Here is a 15,389-nt window from a genome sequence, read left to right as displayed (position 1 = left end):
TTCACCTCCCCTCTATTTACCCGCCATCAGCTTCGAAACGATTTGCGCTGTTACTTTATCATTCAGCGTCGACATCTCGCCAACAATATTGGATCTTGTTGTGTCATCTACCGCGTTCAAAATCCGCAGCACCTTGCTGGCACTTACATCCGACATCGTCATCAGCAGCTTGGCAGCGCTTTTCGCATCCATAGCTGCAAACGTTGCACCTAGCTGCGTCGAATCCAGTGTAGAAGTCGTGGCAGTCGTGGTAGCTGTCGTCGACTGGGCATTTTTAAGCTGCGATTGCAGCGCCGCAATTTGCAAATCTTTCGCCGAAACGGTATCCTTCAGCTTCAGCGTCGCATCAGCCGCCGTTTTCGGCGTCATTTTCTCCAACACTTTCACACGATCATTAGGAGCCATCGCATCGAGCACGAGCACCATTTCATCAAGCGTCATGCTTTCTAAAATAGGTGCAGCCTTATTAGGAGCAATTCGCGCGTACATGCTAGCAAGCTCTTTAATTTTGGCCGTGTAGGCCTCATCCTCAAGCGCCTTTGTTGCATTTGACTGTTTCAACTGCTCAATTTGACTCTTCAAGCTGGCAATTTCCTTTTCCTGATCCGTTTTAAGAGTCGACGTCTCCGTCAATTGGCCCTCTTTCTCTGTCAGTTGAGCTTGCAGCTCGGCAATTTTACGAGTCATATTTTCTGCCTTGAGCGTTTCATCTGTGCTTTCACCGCTAGCAGACTGCGGGTTCGGCAGCACATCTTTGAGCAATGGAATTGAATTTCCGATCGTTAGCGCCTGATTTCGCATATCGCTATTAAGAAGTATTAGCAATATACCGAGCACAACAATCGTAAACAACACCGGGGTCATAAAAAACATAGCCCGCTCAAATCCACTATATCCTTGTTTCTCCACATCTGTATCTGCCACTGATTTCACTCCCTCTAACCTTGCGCTGCAGCCGGATGTTTACGGCACGCTTACCATGAAACGGACCGTTGCCATTTCATCCAACTCGTTTTGCTCCTTTAGCTGCATCGCATACCGGAAACGTTCCTTCTCGTTATCCTTTGCCTTCAACCATACCTTCTCATCCTGCATTTTGTCCGAAAGCTTGATCCGATTTTGCTCGACGACCTTTTGCGCCCGTTTCACTTCAAGCATTTTAGCTTCAATACATGAATCCAAATATTCCACATATTGTTGAATGGTCTGAAGTTCAGCCAATGAAACGCCAGACTGCGAAGACTGATGCTGCTTCTGCTCCCATTCCTCTCGGCGTTCACGCAATTGCTCGACGGTTAGCTCGGCAGCCTGGAGTTCTCCAATTGAAGAGGACAGAATCCATTCAGCCTGCGTTTTTTCACTTGTCTTCAGATCAACGATTTTCTGGTAGGAATAACGAAAAGCTCCCATTCAACGCTTCATCTCCTGTAAAAATCAATTATTAGCCGCTCTTGAGCCTCTTCCAAGGTGACTTTTTCATCTGTTTTTTGTCTCGTGAACTGATGAATCGAATCAATAAATTGCATCGCCAAATCAATTTCTTCATTAGAACCGCGTTGATAAGCCCCAATATTGATGAGGTCCTCCGAATCCTTATAAATAGATAACAGGCGCTTCAACTGATTAGCCGCATCCTGCTGCTCCTCCGTAATAATTTCTTTCATAACCCGGCTTACGGATTGCAGGACATCAATGGCTGGAAAATGTCCTTTATGTGCAAGTTGACGACTCAGAACGATATGGCCATCTAAAATCCCCCGTACCGCATCTGCGATCGGCTCGTTCATATCATCCCCATCTACTAAAACCGTGTAGAAGGCGGTGATAGATCCTTTCGGGCCCGTACCCGCTCGTTCCAGCAACTTAGGCAAATTCGCAAATACCGAAGGCGTATACCCTCTCGTAGCCGGCGGCTCGCCAATCGCAAGACCTACCTCACGAAGCGCCATAGCGTAACGCGTCACGGAGTCCATCATAAGCATGACGTTTAGACCGCGATCACGAAAATATTCAGCAATGGAGGTGGCAATCAAAGCCCCCTTCATCCGTATGAGCGCCGGCTGGTCCGAGGTAGCAACGATGACGACTGAGCGGGCTAACCCCTCAGGCCCCAAGTCCTTCTCAATAAACTCAAGCACTTCACGGCCCCGCTCACCGATTAACGCAATGACATTGACATCAGCAGAGGTGTTTCGGGCAATCATGCCGAGCAGCGTACTTTTCCCTACACCCGACCCGGCAAATATACCTACACGCTGGCCCCTGCCAACGGTCAGCAAACCGTCAATAGCTCTAACCCCAATACCAAGCGGCTCCAGAACACGTGGGCGCATAAGTGGATTGCTAGGCTCATTATGAGTAGAATAATGCTGCATTCGGCTTGGTAAAAAAGAACCGTCCAGTGGCTGACCGAGGCCATCCAGCACTTTTCCAAGCAATTCGGAGCCAACCTGCACACTAAGCGGCTTGCCTGTTCCTACTACATCACAGCCTGAGCTGATGGAATGCAGATCGCCAAGCGGCATTAAAATAACTTTATTGTTCCGAAAGCCTACAACCTCAGCTTTAATCGGCTTTGCGCCTTTATTGGGATAGATGTAGCACACATCACCGATACTTGCATCAGGACCTTCCGATTCAACGGTTAGCCCGATAACCTGTGTGACCTTCCCATTCACTCTTATTGGATCAATTGCTTGCAAATGCTCAACATATTTGCCTGCCTGCAATGAACTATTGCTCATCAGCAGGCCCTCGCTCGTCCCTTGACTGGTGGGCAAACTGTACCAGCTCGCGCTTTAATTCAGACAGCTGTGTATCGATGCGGGCATCAATGCTTCCGTAAGCGGAACGAATAACGCAGCCAAAATCTTTAACGGTTGCATCCGGCAAAATTTGCAATTCAGCTTGAGAATCCACCGCCAAATTCAGCTCTTCTTGAGCAGCCTGAACGAATGCCAACTGACCAGGTGCGACGCACAGCGTGATAACACCTTGCTCTCGTCTTCTTGCAAGCGATTTTTTAATCAGCTCAATGACCATTTCTGGAGCTTGCTCAAGCTGTTGTCCAATTACCTTTTCTGCAACTGCGCAGCTAAGCTCAACGAGAAAAGGTTCTGCTTCCTGAATAATTTGCTCACGCATCGTATAAGCGGAAGCTAGAATCGAATTCGCTTCGAGTAGCTTTTGCTCCCATTCCTGCTTGGCCAGCATATTCGCTTGCTCGATGCCTTCCGCGAAACCACGCTCATAGCCATTGCTACGGGCAGCTTCTGTCGTCGCTTCGTCTTCAAGCCTCTTCTCCAGCCACCATGCCTCCACATTCGCTTCAGCCTCAGTCAGCATTTGCTCACACTGAACTCCCGTTTCCCGCAATCTTTCTTCTGCAAACTGCCTGGCATCAGCAATAATTTGATCACGCAGCGTAATCGTTTCTTCATCAGGCTGTTCTTCTTCAGGAGCTTCAGCTTCGCCATTCGCATCTGCTGCGAGTGTCGCATACTTGTTCTTCCAGTAAAGCTCTCTTAGTTGATCAATAGAAACAACGCTTGTCGATTTAATCAAATTAGACAATGATATCATCTCCTCCGCCACGGGCGATAATGATTTCACCTGATTCCTCTAATCTACGAATCGTTGCGACAATGCGGGTTTGGGCCTCCTCTACGTCACGCAATCGGACTGGACCCATAAACTCCATTTCTTCCTTGAATGTTTCCGCCATACGCTTCGACATATTTTGGAAAATCGCATCTCGCACTTCTTCACTAGCAACTTTAAGCGCAAGCTGCAAATCGGCATTTTCGATATCGCGGATAATCCGCTGAATCGAACGATTGTCGATGTTAACAATATCTTCGAAGACAAACATCCGTTTTTTGATTTCTTCTGCAAGTTCTGGATCTTGAATTTCCAAAGAATCGAGAATGGTACGTTCCGTACCGCGGTCAACACCATTCAAAATTTGAACGATAGCGTCAATACCGCCAGCATTTGTGTAATCCTGAGTGACAGTAGCTGAAAGCTTCTGCTCCAGCACACGCTCCACCTGAGAAATAACTTCTGGCGAAGTGCTGTCCATAAGCGCAATTCTTCTGGCAACTTCCGCCTGCTTCTCTTGCGGCAAAGAAGATAAAATATGCGATGACTGGTCCGATTGAAGATAGGACAACACGAGCGCGATCGTTTGAGAGTTCTCATTTTGAATAAAATTGAGTATTTGCATCGGCTCTGCTTTGCGGGCAAAATCGAATGGTCGTACCTGCAAGGTAGCAGTCAAGCGATTTATTACTTCCGCCGCCTTGCTCTCTCCTAGCGCCTTCTCCAAAATATCTCTGGCGTAAGTAATACCGCCCTGTGAAATATATTCCTGAGCTACACAAATTTGATTGAACTCGCCTAAAATGGCTTCACGCTCTGAGCTATCAACTTTACGCACATTAGCAATTTCAAGAGTTAGCTGCTCAATCTCATCTTCTCTTAAATGTTTAAAAATTTGAGCTGATACCTCAGGGCCTAGTGTAATTAGCAGGATTGCCGCTTTCTGCCTTCCGGTTAGCCCATTCATTGATTTACTCATGCAAACGACCTCTATTCATCGACAAGCCAAGTCCGAAGTAAATTAACAAATTCATCCGGCTTGCGTTTGGCGAGTGTCTCAAGATTTTTCCGTGCCTGACTGTCATTGCTTAAGCTATCAAAATCAAGGGTAGGATATTCTACAGCGGTTGATGCTACAACTGCTTCCTGTGCTTCAGCTGTTGCTGCTGCGGCCGCTTGCTGTCTGCGTCTGCGAACGAGCAAAATGATCAGGCCGGCAATAATCGCAAGCGCTGCTGCTCCAATTCCAATTGCCCATCCCATTGATAAGCCGCCAATCGTGTTTGCAGCGGTGCTTTCAGCAAATGTTTGTCCGATAAGTGAAACCTTTTTATTAATTAAATCGTCATTATTTACATCTTGACCTGAATCAGCAAGCTGCGCACGCACTAAACCCGTCAAAAATGTCGTAATCTCTGTACGTGATTCTGGAGTGAGACGACTTGCTTCAACACCAATGCTAATGGATAGATCTTTAATTACGAAAGGCCCTGAAATCGTGGTACGATTAATTTTCCCAAAATCGTAATTAACAGTAGAAGAGCTTTGTTCCGAGGTGGAATTTCCAGAACCATCTGTTGCTGTGTAGCCCGGCACATCTGTCTCGCCCGTTCCTGCTACACCGCCTGCACTGGAGCTGCCACCTGTAGAAGAACTGGTTTGTTCCGTTTGACTTACAATAATTCCGTTATTATTATTGTCAGGCAGCGGTACAACCTGCTGTTCCTCCGTCTTCTTATTATCGAAGTTCAAGTTACTTCCAATGCTGATAACCAAATTTTCAGAGCCTACTATCGGCCCTAGAAACTGTTGAATATTTTTTTTCAATTCCGCTTCATATTTGCGTTGAATTTGGAACTGGCTGTCAACTGCTTCAGCGGTACCGGCAATCGTACCTCCCGCTTCAGAGGATAAAAGCTCACCTTGCGGACCAGAAATGGTGATGCTGTCCACTGTTGTTCCTGGAACTGCTGTTTTTACTAGATTGTAATAACCGTCAATTTCCTTTTGAGTTGGACGATAGCCAGCCATAAACTCCAATGAGATGGAAGCCGATGCCTTATCCTTCTCTTCTGGAGTTAGAAACACGCTTTCTTCTGGCAAGTTCACAAGCACCTTAGAGCTTTTCACACCTTGCATGCGATTTAACAATTGTTGAATCTCACCATTTAAGGCACTTAAATATTTGACATTAAATTCATTTTCGGTTGTGCCGAAGGTCGAAGAGCTCTTTGTAAAAGCCTCAAAACCGATTGATCCATTTTGCACAAGTCCAAGCGAGCCAATCGTTACTTTCGTACGTTCTGCAACTGCGCTTGGCACAGAAATGCTAGTTCCACCACTACCTAGCTCATAAGGGATACCATTACTATCCAAATAGTTCATAATCGCTGCCGAGTCTGTCGTATCCAGGTCTCGAAAAGCCAACTCATAATCTGTTCTACTAAATATAACAGTCAGTAAAATAATTGATAACAATAGTACGCCTGCAGAAGCCCCCAAGCCTATTTTCTGTTTTTTTCCCATTTGACTCCAGAATTGCGAAATTCTCAGTCTAAATTGGGCGATTTTCTCATTCACCTTGTCACCTCACCCAAATTCTTTGCCAGGTTTTTTATCGTTCATTATACCTGCATCCGCATAATTTCTTGATATGCCTCTACAACCTTGTTGCGGATTTGTGAGGTTAGTTGAAGACTAAGCTGCGCTCTTTCGCCAGCAATCATGACCTGAGAAACATCAACTTCACCAATTAAAAACTTATCGTTAAGCTTATGTACATCTTGTTCTTGGGCACTAACACTCTCAATTGCATTATTTAAAAACTGACTAAAAGTTTGTGTAAGCTCTGCCGGAGTAGCTTGCTCTACAGATGCAGTTGTCATCGTCTTTAAAGGCTGCATCTGGTTTGTTGAAATGGCTTGAATCACTATATTCCTCCTCGACTATTGTTTATTTGTTGATGCTATTTCCCTATTTCCAATGCTTTTACAAACATCGCTTTAGAAGAATTAATGGCTGTGACGTTCGCTTCATAAGAACGCGACGCCGAAATCATATCAACCATCTCTTTGGCGACATCCACATTCGGCATATTTACATAGCCGTTTGAATCGGCATCAGGATGGGTAGGATTATATACAAGCTTCGTTGGGGCTGTATCGTCGATGATTTTCACAGCCTTAACCCCGCCAGTCGTTGTATTTTGTCCCATTTTGGCATTCAGCGTATTGGAAAAGCTTGATTTCAACGGCTCCAAAACGACCATCTTCCGTTTATAAGGCACGAACTGTCCGTTCTCATAACCAGCACGCGTCGTTTCCGCATTCGCAATATTTGAAGAAATAACATCCATTCGCAGGCGCTGTGCGGTTAGAGCAGAGGCGCTCGCATCAAATCCGCTGGAAATTTTCACTCTTTAGCCTCTCCCTTCAATTGCTGTTCGCATCATTTTAATTTCATGATTGATTTGTTGCAGGTAAGCGTTGTAGCTGAGCTGGTTTTTCGCAAGCAAAGACATTTCTCGATCAATATCCACATTGTTCTCATTATTGTTCATGGCGGTGTCTTTATCGCTTATGACTTGAGGCGTAGGATTGACCGGACCACCTATAGGAATGTGCCTTGCATTCGTAAGCTTCCCTTTCAGCTTAGATGAGCTGTTACCCATTTGTTGTTCCAAAAGCTGCTCGAATTCAACCTCTGACCGTTTAAAATGCGGGGTGTCGTTATTAGCAATGTTATTTGCAATGACGTTTTGCCGCATTTCTGCTGCATGAACAGCCCCCTCCAGCCTTTGGAATGAAGATCCGCTTAATAAGTTCACTTTATTATCACCACTTTCGATAATTAAAAGATCCTACTCATTAGTTATTCAACACACTTCGTAGCATTCCTGCTTTGTTCGACATTAAATTATTAAAAAAATGAGATCACGCTGTCGATATTTGCCGACATGTTTATATTCATCAATTACCTAATTTATTACAATAAGAAAAAAGCCCTATCTTTATAAAAAGACAGGACTTTTTTAGTCATATAGACTCATATTTCAAGATTTAATTTTTTCCAACTCTTGAAGAAGCTGGTGATTTAATATCTTAATGTAAGTTCCTTTCATTCCGAGCGATCTAGTCTCTATGACCCCCGCACTTTCTAATTTCCTAAGGGCATTTACGATTACAGACCTAGTAATACCGACCCTGTCAGCAATTTTTGAGGCTACAAGCAGCCCCTCCTTGCCTTCCAGCTGTTCAAAAATATGCTCGACTGCCTCAAGCTCACTGAACGATAATGAACCAATAGCAACCGACACGACAGCGCGACTGCGTGCCTCATGCTCAATTTCTACCGAACGCTCACGCAATATTTCCATACCGACAATCGTGGAGCCATATTCCGCCAACACTAAATCATCGTCATCAAACGCGCCCTGATGCCGTGTCAAGATTAGCGTGCCTAAGCGATCCCCGCCGCCTGTTATTGGAACAACCGTCATAATTTCCTGCTGCCCCAGCGATGGAAAAGTCTCATAAACCCCAGCATCCGGCGCCACATTCGTAACTGATTCCGTCATTTCAAGAAATTGCTCATTGCTTTCCTGCGGGAAACGAAGCTCTTCCGCCGACATGGAACGCAGCGAGTCATGATCATGCGGATTCACAGCCGCACAGCCAAGCACCTTCCCCTTGCGGCTAACGACAAATACACTCGTTTGAATGGTGCTGGACAGCACCTCCGCCATTTCCCTAAAAATAAGCGGTTTGCCCGCCGCCCGCTGCAGCAGACGGTTTAGCGTCCTTGTTTTTGTTAATAACGTCATGCCATTGCCCCCTAAAACTCATACCAACTACAATATATATTGACTCAAATCTTTATTTTGTGCAATGCTTCCCAGCTTTTCACGAACATATTCCGGTGTGATTAGCATATGGTCAAGCGTAATATCAGGCGCTTCGAAGGACAGATCCTCCAGCAGCTTTTCTAAAATCGTATGCAGTCTTCTTGCTCCAATATTTTCGGTATTCCGATTCACTTCTGCGGCAATAGATGCCAGCTCATGAATGGCCTCATCTGAAAATTCGATCTCAATGCCTTCGGTTTGCAGCAGTGCTGTGTACTGCTTAGTCAGCGCGTTTTTGGGTTCCCTCAAGATGCTCACAAAATCGTCAAGCGTAAGCGATGTAAGCTCCACCCGAATGGGGAAACGGCCTTGCAGCTCAGGAATCAAATCGGATGGCTTCGCAATATGAAAAGCACCAGCCGCAATAAAGAGCACATAATCCGTTTTCACCGGGCCATATTTTGTCATAACCGTCGAGCCTTCAACGATTGGCAAAATATCACGCTGCACCCCTTCGCGCGAAACGTCTGGGCCATTGCCACGCGAGGAGCTCGCAATTTTGTCAATTTCATCGATAAAAATAATGCCGGACTGTTCCGCGCGTGTTACCGATTCCGAAATCACATCATCCATATTGATCAGCTTGTTTGCTTCTTCCTGAATAAGCACTTTACGCGCTTCCTTAACCGGCAGCTTGCGCCGCTTTGTTTTTTTCGGCATCAGCTGTCCGAACAGTTCCTGCATATTCATGCCCATGCCTTCGGGACCTTGACCACCAGCTAGCATGTCCAGCATATTCGGAGCTGCATCTTCAACCTCAACCTCGACCATTTCATTTTCCAGCTTGCCAGCAGCAAGATCCGCCTGCACCTGAGCGCGTTTCTGCACAATCGTCTGATCATGCTCCGGTTCTTCAGCTTGCAAATTGTCATTTTGCTGATTTCCAAACAACATTTCAAACGGATTTTTTTGTGTCTTTTCCTTTGCTTTCGAAGGAACAAGCAGCGTCACCAGCAATTCGTTTGCAAGCTTCTCCGCTTTATCTTTAACCTGCTCGGTTTTTTCCGTTTTCACCATGCGGATCGCTGTCTCAACCAAATCACGCACCATGGACTCAACGTCACGGCCAACATAACCTACCTCGGTGAATTTAGTCGCCTCCAGCTTCACGAAAGGCGCTTTTACAAGCTTAGCCAATCTGCGGGCGATTTCGGTTTTACCAACGCCTGTAGGTCCGATCATTAAAATGTTTTTCGGTACAACCTCGTCACGCAACGTTTCATCAAGCTGACTTCTGCGATAACGATTGCGCAAAGCGATTGCGACCGAACGTTTTGCAGGCTTTTGACCAACAATATACTTATCAAGCTCCGCTACGATCTCTCTTGGTGTTAACGCTGCATTTGCCATATTAATCTCCTCCGCTTAAGAGCCGATTTCTTCGACAATAATATTGTGATTCGTATAAACGCAAATATCTGCCGCAATTTCCAGAGCTGAACGCGCCATTTCTTTCGCATCCAGATGAGTAGCATGGCGCTTGAGTGCTCTAGCCGCCGACAAAGCAAAGCTGCCACCCGAGCCAATGGCCAAGATGCCGTCATCCGGCTCAATAATTTCGCCATTTCCTGAAATCAGCAAAAGCCCCGTCTGATCCATAACGAGCATCATGGCTTCCAGCTTGCGCAGCACGCGATCCGAGCGCCATTCCTTCGCCAGTTCTACAGCTGAGCGCTGCAAATTGCCATGATGCTCTTCAAGCTTCGCCTCAAACTTTTCAAAAAGCGTAATGGCATCAGCAACCGAGCCAGCAAAACCTGCGACGACTTGCCCGCGATACAAGCGGCGTACTTTTTTCGCTTTATTTTTCATCACCATGCTGTTGCCGAACGTGACTTGGCCATCCCCAGCAATCGCGCCTTTCCCCTCGTGACGGACTGCACAAATCGTCGTTGCATGAAATTCCATTTCCATCTCTTCGCCTCCTCTATGCAAATACGCCTGTACGGATCAAAACCTTCAAAATAGCTATGTCACAATCATTAGTTATTTACCAAATGCGTGAAATGCTCCTGCTTAAATTTCTCAATACCAGCGAGCGCACGGTTTGCAATCGCTTCATTCTTTTCCTTCTTGCTCTTCATGCGTTTTTCAAGCGGCGGAAACAAACCAAAATTTGCATTCATCGGCTGAAAATGCTTGAAATCCGCAGTCGTAATGTACTGCGCCATGCTGCCAAGCGTAGTGTCCCCAGGAAGCACAAGCGGCTCAAGATTGCGTGCAAGCCGGGCAGCGTTAAATCCAGCGATTAAACCAGAAGCTGCCGATTCCACATACCCTTCAACACCCGTCATCTGGCCCGCGAAAAATAAGGTAGGACGATTTTTAAGCTGATAGGTCGGCTCTAGCAGCCGTGGCGAATTTATAAACGTATTGCGGTGCATAACACCGAAACGCACAAACTCGGCATTTTCAAGACCCGGTATTAGCGAGAATACCCGCTTCTGCTCTCCCCATTTCAAATGAGTTTGAAACCCAACCAGGTTATAAAGTGTACCCGCAGCATTGTCCTGACGCAATTGAATGACGGCATGAGGCAGCTTGCCTGTATGCGGGTTCACAAGTCCAACCGGCTTCATCGGCCCAAACAGCACCGTTTGCTTGCCGCGACTCGCAATCACCTCGATTGGCATACAACCTTCGAAATAAACTTCCTTCTCGAAATCTTTAATTTCTGCTTTCTCGGCATTAACGAGCGCTTCATGGAAAATTTCAAATTCCTCTTCCGTCATCGGGCAGTTCAAATAAGCTGCCTCTCCTTTATCATAGCGAGACGCGAGATAAACCTTGCTCATATCAATAGAATCCTTCTCCACAATTGGCGCCGCAGCATCATAGAAATAGAAATATTCTTCACCCAGCAGCTCGCGTACTTGTGCGGACAAGGCTGGGGCTGTAAGCGGGCCCGTCGCAATAATGACGATTCCGTCCGTTGGAATTTCCGTTACTTCCTCATTGCGGACTTCAACGAGCGGATGTTCGTGCAGCAGGCGCGTTACTTCGCCGGAAAATCCATCCCGGTCAACTGCAAGCGCTCCGCCTGCCGGAACCGCATGACGATCAGCGCAGCCAAGAATGAGTGAATCTAGCTGGCGCATTTCCTCTTTCAACACACCTACAGCATTTGCAAGGCCATTGGCACGCAAGCTGTTGCTGCATACCAGCTCCGCAAACTGATTCGTATGATGGGCTGGCGTTTTCGTCTCAGGCCGCATTTCATAAAGTACAACTGGAACGCCTTGGGATGCGATTTGCCAAGCCGCCTCGCTGCCGGCCAGGCCAGCTCCGATAACGGTGACTTTTGGATAGGATGATGATGACAATGAACTTACCTCCAAATCATAATACGCGCTTCGCGCAAATAAATATCATTTTTTTATGGAATTGCGGGACAAGCCTACAAGACGGATAAAACACAGCTGTCCTCCCTATAAGGGAGGACCGGGTCCACTAACATGTGGAGCTGTGCGCAGCGTTTTGAGCTGCTCTATGCTTCTTCCTGTTCTTCATCTTGCAGCTCTTCTGAATAATCACATGTAGGACATTGCAGCTTTGCACCGTTGCGATTGCGTTTTTCTACCAGCATGCTTTCGCATTTCGGACATGGCTTGCCTGAAGGCTTATCCCATGAAACATAATCGCAAGCCGGATACGTATCACAGCCATAGAAAATCCGGCCTTTTTTGCTGCGTCTTTCAATAATTTTACCTTCCTCACATTTGGGGCAAGGCACGCCGATATCCTTAACGATCGGCTTCGTATTGCGGCAATCCGGAAAGCCAGAGCATGCGAGGAATTTGCCGAAGCGTCCCATTTTATAAACCAAATGACGACCGCATTTTTCACAAATTTCATCGGAAACCTCGTCTTGAATTTCAATTTCCTTCATTTCCTCTTCCGCTACTTCCAGACGCTTCTCGAACGATTCGTAGAAGGTTGTGAGCACTTTGACCCAATCCTGTGAGCCTTCCTCCACATGGTCGAGATCCCCTTCCATGTTAGCTGTAAATTCAGCATTAAGAATTTCCGGGAAAAACTCCTCCATCAGCTGAATAACAAGGTCGCCAAGCTCAGTCGGCATAAATTTCTTTTCTTCTATCGCCACATATCCGCGCTTCTGAATCGTTTCCAGCGTCGGCGCATACGTACTTGGGCGCCCTATGCCGAGCTCCTCTAGCGTTCTCACGAGCCTTGCCTCTGTAAAACGCGGCGGCGGCTGGGTGAAATGCTGTTTAGGTTCAATCGCTTCCGCTGGAATTATATCTCCTGGCTCGATTGGCGGGAGAAACTTATGCTCTTCCTCTGCCCCATCATCGTTGCCCTCCACATATACTTTCATGAATCCGGCAAACTTGACCTTCGATCCATTCGCGCGGAACTTCACTTCGCCAGATAACATATCAACGGTCATCGTATCGAGAACGGCCGAGGACATTTGGCTGGATACGAAACGTTCCCATACCAGTTTGTACAACCGGAACTGATCGCGGCTGAGAAACGGCTTCATCGTATCTGGATCACGCATAACTGCCGTTGGTCTGATCGCCTCATGCGCATCTTGGGCATTGCTGTTCTTTTTCGTATAGACGCGAAGCTGCTCTGGCATATAAGGAGCGCCATAGCGCTGTGTAATATATTCCTTCGCTTCTTCCTGTGCAATCGGGGATATACGAGTGGAGTCCGTTCTCATATATGTAATTAGACCGACTGTGCCTTCCTTGCCTAGCTCTACGCCTTCATAAAGCTGCTGGGCAACCGACATCGTCTTAGACGCCCTGAAACCAAGCTTACGGGCGGCTTCCTGCTGCAGGGAGCTTGTAATGAAAGGAGGTGCAGGATTGCGCAGGCGCTCCTTTTCCTTCACTTCCGCTACTTTAAAATCGGAGCCGCTATCCATCGCATCCAGCACGGCTTGCATTTCCTGCTCGTTGCCAAGCTCGCGCTTCTCGCCGCCGATGGAATGGTATTTGGCCTCAAATGGAACACCATTTTGCGATACCTTTGCAGTAATCGACCAATATTCTTCCGGCACGAATTCGTCGATCTCATTTTCACGGTCAATAATCAGCTTGACGCATACGGACTGTACGCGGCCAGCGGAAAGGCCTTTTTTGACTTTTTTCCAAAGTAGCGGGCTGATTTTGTAGCCGACAAGACGATCTAGAATACGCCGTGCTTGCTGTGCATTTACCAGATCCATATTGATTTTGCGCGGCGTCTTAAAAGCATCCTTAACCGCCTGCTTCGTTATTTCATTAAATACAACGCGGCAAGTATCCGAGGCATCAAGCTCTAAATAATGGGCCAAATGCCAAGCAATAGCCTCCCCTTCGCGATCCGGGTCAGCCGCCAGATAAACATGCTTCACTTTTTTGCTGGCGCTTTTGAGCTCTTTCAATACGCTGCCTTTGCCGCGAATCGTTATATATTTTGGATTGAAATCATTTTCAACTTCGACGCCAATCTGACTTTTTGGCAAATCGCGAATATGGCCCATGGAAGCCTTAACAATATATTTGCTGCCTAAATACTTGCCTATTGTTTTCGCTTTGGCTGGTGATTCGACGATAACTAATGAGTCTGCCACGTTAGGCGCCCCCCTCTCTACTGCTTGTTACAATGCTATATATAGCGATCCAGACTGCTGCTCGATCCTACGTTTTATACATAAATTTATCAGAAGAGCGCTTAAATGTCCAAAAGGAACCGCAATCAGCTGGTGTAATTCATTAATGGATAATGGCCGCTCTCGCAGCAGTGCGATAATTTTTCGTTCATCAGCGGACAATTCCTTGTCCGATTGAATCTGTGAAGAGGCAGCAGAACGCGAATGCTGAAGCCATTCATCGCCAAGCCATCCGTATTCTTCGAAAATATGCTCCGCCGCGCTAACCAGCTTTGCTCCTTGGCGAATGAGCGCATTGGGACCTTCGCTTTTGGGAGAAGAAATCGGGCCTGGCACAGCGAATAAATCACGGTTCATATCCAGCGCTTGTGCAGCAGTAATCAAAGAACCGCTGCCAATCGCACCCTCTATAACGAGTGTGCCAAGGGAAAGTCCTGCGATAATCCGGTTGCGCAGCGGAAACATGCCTGGATGCAGCGGTGTGCCGATTGGCGTTTCCGAGAGCAACAGCCCCTCTTCCGCTATTTGGCGGTACAAAGTTCTATTCTCTGAAGGATAACAACAATCTACGGCGCATGCAAGCACAGCTATCGTGCTTCCAGCTCCACGCAGAGCCGCTTCATGCGCCTTGCTATCGATTCCGCGTGCCAAACCGCTCGCAATAGTCATCCCGCCTACCGAAAGCTGCTCAGCAAGCGTAGAAGCCGTATGGCGGCCATATGCGGTAGGATTACGCGTTCCGACGACTGCTACAATGGGACGCTTCAACAGCTCCATCCGGCCAAGCGCATACAACACCCACGGCGGCTGCGGAATTTGCAGCAAATATTTTGGATAGGCCTCATCAAGCGGTGTAATCACTGCTGCTCCTAGATTAGCCGCCTTTTCATAGGACGAGCCTGGAGCAACAAGTCCTTGCCCTATTCTCTTAGCAGCCGATCGTGCCTGCTGGGAGCTGAAGCCTGCCTTAACATAGGCAAATTCATCTTGACCGCCGCTCTCTCGCCACGCGCCGCTGGCTACCGCCTTCTGAATTGTGCGCCAGCCAATACCTTGCACTTCACTAAGCATGATTATAATTTGTCTGCATTCGTCATAATTACGGTCCATAAAAATCGGCCTCCATTATAATGAGGCACGCCCTTACATTCCTTCCTATTGTGCGTTACATGGCTGGAGAATGCAAGTCGCCCTCTCATCTTCATAAAAAAAAGCAACCTTCCAGCTCCCGCAAACGGGAATTGAAAGGTTGCTTACCTT

General features: G+C 47.0%; 15 protein-coding genes. All 15 read right to left on the bottom strand.

Annotation, left to right across the window (positions count from 1 at the left end; genetic code table 11):
- Positions 1–12: 12 nt before the first annotated feature.
- Entirely contained in the window at positions 13–924 is a 912-nt protein-coding gene (locus V5J77_RS11625) for an MgtE protein (protein ID WP_338555928.1), read from the bottom strand.
- Positions 925–963: 39 nt separating this feature from the next.
- Complete coding sequence (gene fliJ / locus V5J77_RS11620; protein WP_338555926.1) at positions 964–1,410, bottom strand: flagellar export protein FliJ; 447 nt, start codon at positions 1,408–1,410, stop codon at positions 964–966.
- A gap of 8 nt (positions 1,411–1,418) precedes the next feature.
- Positions 1,419–2,744 carry a flagellar protein export ATPase FliI gene (gene fliI, locus V5J77_RS11615; protein WP_338555924.1) on the bottom strand — a complete coding sequence of 442 codons (1,326 nt, stop codon included), beginning with the start codon at positions 2,742–2,744 and terminating at the stop codon, positions 1,419–1,421.
- Positions 2,734–3,573 (bottom strand): FliH/SctL family protein, encoded by an 840-nt coding sequence (locus V5J77_RS11610; RefSeq protein ID WP_338555922.1) that lies wholly within the window; start codon positions 3,571–3,573, stop codon positions 2,734–2,736. Before V5J77_RS11610 ends, fliI begins: the two co-directional genes overlap by 11 nt.
- Entirely contained in the window at positions 3,566–4,579 is a 1,014-nt protein-coding gene (gene fliG, locus V5J77_RS11605; RefSeq protein WP_338555920.1) for a flagellar motor switch protein FliG, read from the bottom strand. The genes V5J77_RS11610 and fliG overlap by 8 nt, the downstream gene beginning before the upstream one ends.
- An 11-nt stretch (positions 4,580–4,590) precedes the next feature.
- Positions 4,591–6,180 (bottom strand): flagellar basal-body MS-ring/collar protein FliF, encoded by a 1,590-nt coding sequence (gene fliF / locus V5J77_RS11600; RefSeq protein ID WP_338555918.1) that lies wholly within the window; start codon positions 6,178–6,180, stop codon positions 4,591–4,593.
- A gap of 44 nt (positions 6,181–6,224) precedes the next feature.
- Positions 6,225–6,503: a flagellar hook-basal body complex protein FliE gene (fliE, locus tag V5J77_RS11595; protein WP_338556722.1), complete on the bottom strand. Its 279-nt coding sequence runs from the start codon at positions 6,501–6,503 to the stop codon at positions 6,225–6,227.
- A gap of 62 nt (positions 6,504–6,565) precedes the next feature.
- The gene (gene flgC, locus V5J77_RS11590; protein WP_338555916.1) at positions 6,566–7,015 is read right to left on the bottom strand and encodes a flagellar basal body rod protein FlgC; all 450 of its coding nucleotides are present in this window, start codon (positions 7,013–7,015) and stop codon (positions 6,566–6,568) included.
- A gap of 3 nt (positions 7,016–7,018) precedes the next feature.
- Positions 7,019–7,426: a flagellar basal body rod protein FlgB gene (gene flgB / locus V5J77_RS11585; protein WP_338555914.1), complete on the bottom strand. Its 408-nt coding sequence runs from the start codon at positions 7,424–7,426 to the stop codon at positions 7,019–7,021.
- 225 nt (positions 7,427–7,651) lie between these two features.
- Entirely contained in the window at positions 7,652–8,422 is a 771-nt protein-coding gene (gene codY, locus V5J77_RS11580; RefSeq protein ID WP_338555912.1) for a GTP-sensing pleiotropic transcriptional regulator CodY, read from the bottom strand.
- Between the two features lie 27 nt (positions 8,423–8,449).
- Positions 8,450–9,853 (bottom strand): ATP-dependent protease ATPase subunit HslU, encoded by a 1,404-nt coding sequence (hslU, locus tag V5J77_RS11575; protein ID WP_338555910.1) that lies wholly within the window; start codon positions 9,851–9,853, stop codon positions 8,450–8,452.
- 15 nt (positions 9,854–9,868) lie between these two features.
- Positions 9,869–10,417: an ATP-dependent protease subunit HslV gene (gene hslV / locus V5J77_RS11570; RefSeq protein WP_046230705.1), complete on the bottom strand. Its 549-nt coding sequence runs from the start codon at positions 10,415–10,417 to the stop codon at positions 9,869–9,871.
- Between the two features lie 68 nt (positions 10,418–10,485).
- Positions 10,486–11,826 carry an FADH(2)-oxidizing methylenetetrahydrofolate--tRNA-(uracil(54)-C(5))-methyltransferase TrmFO gene (gene trmFO, locus V5J77_RS11565; RefSeq protein ID WP_338555908.1) on the bottom strand — a complete coding sequence of 447 codons (1,341 nt, stop codon included), beginning with the start codon at positions 11,824–11,826 and terminating at the stop codon, positions 10,486–10,488.
- Between the two features lie 164 nt (positions 11,827–11,990).
- On the bottom strand, positions 11,991–14,090 hold the full coding sequence (gene topA, locus V5J77_RS11560; protein WP_338555906.1) for a type I DNA topoisomerase: 2,100 nt from the start codon (positions 14,088–14,090) through the stop codon (positions 11,991–11,993).
- 27 nt (positions 14,091–14,117) lie between these two features.
- Positions 14,118–15,239, bottom strand: a complete 1,122-nt coding sequence (gene dprA / locus V5J77_RS11555) for a DNA-processing protein DprA (protein WP_338555904.1) — start codon at positions 15,237–15,239, stop codon at positions 14,118–14,120.
- Positions 15,240–15,389 lie beyond the last annotated feature (150 nt).

This window comes from Paenibacillus sp. KS-LC4 (genome assembly GCF_036894955.1).
Lineage (GTDB): Bacteria > Bacillota > Bacilli > Paenibacillales > Paenibacillaceae > Pristimantibacillus.
The sequence above is the reverse complement of the archived record's forward strand: the minus strand, read 5'-3'. Positions and strand labels throughout refer to the sequence as shown.

Bases quoted from the DNA above. Each gene is read 5' to 3' on its own strand.
- dprA (WP_338555904.1), bottom strand. From the start codon at position 15,239: ATGGACCGTAATTATGACGAATGCAGACAAATTATAATCATGCTTAGT.
- hslV (WP_046230705.1), bottom strand. From the start codon at position 10,417: ATGGAAATGGAATTTCATGCAACGACGATTTGTGCAGTCCGTCACGAG.
- fliG (WP_338555920.1), bottom strand. From the start codon at position 4,579: ATGAGTAAATCAATGAATGGGCTAACCGGAAGGCAGAAAGCGGCAATC.
- fliJ (WP_338555926.1), bottom strand. From the start codon at position 1,410: ATGGGAGCTTTTCGTTATTCCTACCAGAAAATCGTTGATCTGAAGACA.
- hslU (WP_338555910.1), bottom strand. From the start codon at position 9,853: ATGGCAAATGCAGCGTTAACACCAAGAGAGATCGTAGCGGAGCTTGAT.
- fliE (WP_338556722.1), bottom strand. From the start codon at position 6,503: ATGCAGCCTTTAAAGACGATGACAACTGCATCTGTAGAGCAAGCTACT.
- fliI (WP_338555924.1), bottom strand. From the start codon at position 2,744: ATGAGCAATAGTTCATTGCAGGCAGGCAAATATGTTGAGCATTTGCAA.
- codY (WP_338555912.1), bottom strand. From the start codon at position 8,422: ATGACGTTATTAACAAAAACAAGGACGCTAAACCGTCTGCTGCAGCGG.